Source organism: Saccharopolyspora sp. NPDC000995 (assembly GCF_053599315.1).
The window spans coordinates 1-1,856 of the sequence record NZ_JBSFLZ010000309.1 but is presented as its reverse complement, the minus strand read 5'-3'; the positions used below and the strand labels follow the sequence as shown (position 1 = coordinate 1,856).

2 protein-coding genes are annotated in these 1,856 nt (G+C 66.7%); both read left to right on the top strand.

Going from position 1 to position 1,856, the window contains the following annotated elements:
• Nucleotides 1-467 precede the first annotated feature (467 nt).
• On the top strand, nt 468-1,154 hold the full coding sequence (locus ACWDKQ_RS36025; RefSeq protein WP_450143215.1) for a Tn3 family transposase: 687 nt from the start codon (nt 468-470) through the stop codon (nt 1,152-1,154).
• Nucleotides 1,155-1,254: 100 nt separating this feature from the next.
• The gene (locus ACWDKQ_RS36020) at nt 1,255-1,569 is read left to right on the top strand and encodes an aldo/keto reductase (RefSeq protein ID WP_450143214.1); all 315 of its coding nucleotides are present in this window, start codon (nt 1,255-1,257) and stop codon (nt 1,567-1,569) included.
• Nucleotides 1,570-1,856 lie beyond the last annotated feature (287 nt).

The window sequence follows — 1,856 nt, the reverse complement described above, 5'->3', positions numbered from 1 at the left end:
TTGACACTGCAAGCTGACGAATTGAGCCAAGAGTGCCCTCGAACATCTGATTACGTGCGCCGCGGCCCGTTTCTGGCGTATTCGGTTCCCACCCCTGGTGGAACGCGTCGCACACGCCCGCCACCAGGCGCAGACCGAGACCTACGACAGGCTCGCGCACGAGCTCACACCCGCGCGTCGCACTGAGCCGGACGCGCTGCTGGTCACCGATGCCTCGCTCGGGGTATCGCGGCTGCGGCGGCTGTCGACGGGACCTGTCCGGCGCCGGTTCCTGGCCACCGTGGGTCGCCGCCTGACCCCGCAAGTTTTAAAGCGGCGAGAGCCACAGCGCCGGTACCCGATCCGCCGCCGACCCCGGCGAGGGGTTGGCCGCGGTGACCGACGAGCTGCACGAGGCGGTCGGCGAGCTGGAGGCGGTGCTGTCCGGTGGGGACGGTCCGGTCCCCGTGGACGAGGGTGGGGATCTGGTGATCTCGCCGCTGACCGCCGAAGACGTTCCCGCGGAGGCGATTTCGCTCAAAGTGGAGCTGACCGGGATGCTGCCGTTCGCGCCGATCGTGTCGCTGCTGACCGAGCTGGACAAATGCACCCGCCATCTGGACTGCTTCACTCACGCCTCGGGCAGACAGACCCGTACCCCGGAGCTGAAGCGCAACCTCATCGCGGTGCTACCGGCCCACTCTACGAACCTGGGGCTGACCCGGATGGCGGAGGCGTGCGGCATTTCCTACGACATCCTTGCGTGGACGGCGGAATGGTATGTGCGGGAAGAGACTCTGCGGGCGGCGAATCTGGCGATCATCGACTACCACCAGCGGCTACCGCTGACCACGGTGTTTGGTGCGGGCACGCTGTCCTCGAGCGACGGGCAGCGGTTCCCGGTGCGCGGCAAGTCGACCTCGGCCCGGCAGATGGTCATGCACGGCGGCCGGATGCTGTCGACCTATACCCATGTCACCGATCAGCACGCCACCTACGGCACGAGGATCATCGTCGCTACGAAACGCGAAGCCCACTATGTGCTGGATGAAGTCCTCGGCACGCAACAGATCTGCCGATCACCGAACACGCAACCGATACCCACGGCGGACCATGGTGAATTTCGGCCTGTTCGACCTGCTCGGCATGCAGCTCACCGTTCGGAAAGCGTGTAATAGCGTTCACCGAGTCGGCGCATTGCTGCGCTGACGTTGACCCGCTTTACCTGCGGCCCGGTGGTGTCGGCCCGGAGGGGTCGTCGGTGGCCGGGCGGTCATGGCGCCGACGGAGTTGCGCGAGGCTGGGCTGATCCGGCACCTCGGTCTGAGCAACGCGGACGCCGCACAGTTCCCGCAGGCGCGTCCGATCGCTCCGGTCATGGCGGTGCACAACCACTCCCACGTCCAGAATTCCGAAGATCGGCAGCTGCCGGCCGACTGCGAGCGGCACACGATCGCCTACGTGCCGTTCTCTCCGCTCGGCGGCGGCAGCGGGCAGGTGGACGATGCAAGGGCCCGGGCCGTCGCTCAGCGGCGTTCCGCCAGCGTCGCGCAGGTGTCGTTGGCGTGGTTGTTGGCCGTTTTCCGGTGACGCTCGCGATTCCCGGTACCAGTTCGGTGCCGCATCCGGAGGAGAACTTGTCAGCGGCTGGTCTTCGGCTGGGTCGGGTCGACCTGGCCGAGGTGGGCAGGTAGTTCGAGCAAGGCCAGTGCTGCCGGATTGGCCGTTTGAGCCGGCGCCGCGGGTGCTTAGCGTACGTTCGGGACGGGTTTTGGTTGCGGCACCGACCCTGGTGGTTAATTCTCGGGTTGAGTGAGGGTGTGTTGGGCAGGCCCGGGATGATGATCTTGCGGCAGTCTTGTGGTGTCTGGCCGCAG

Coding starts and splice junctions, on each gene's coding strand:
- ACWDKQ_RS36020 (WP_450143214.1), top strand. CDS start 1,255: ATGGCGCCGACGGAGTTGCGCGAGGCTGGGCTGATCCGGCACCTCGGT.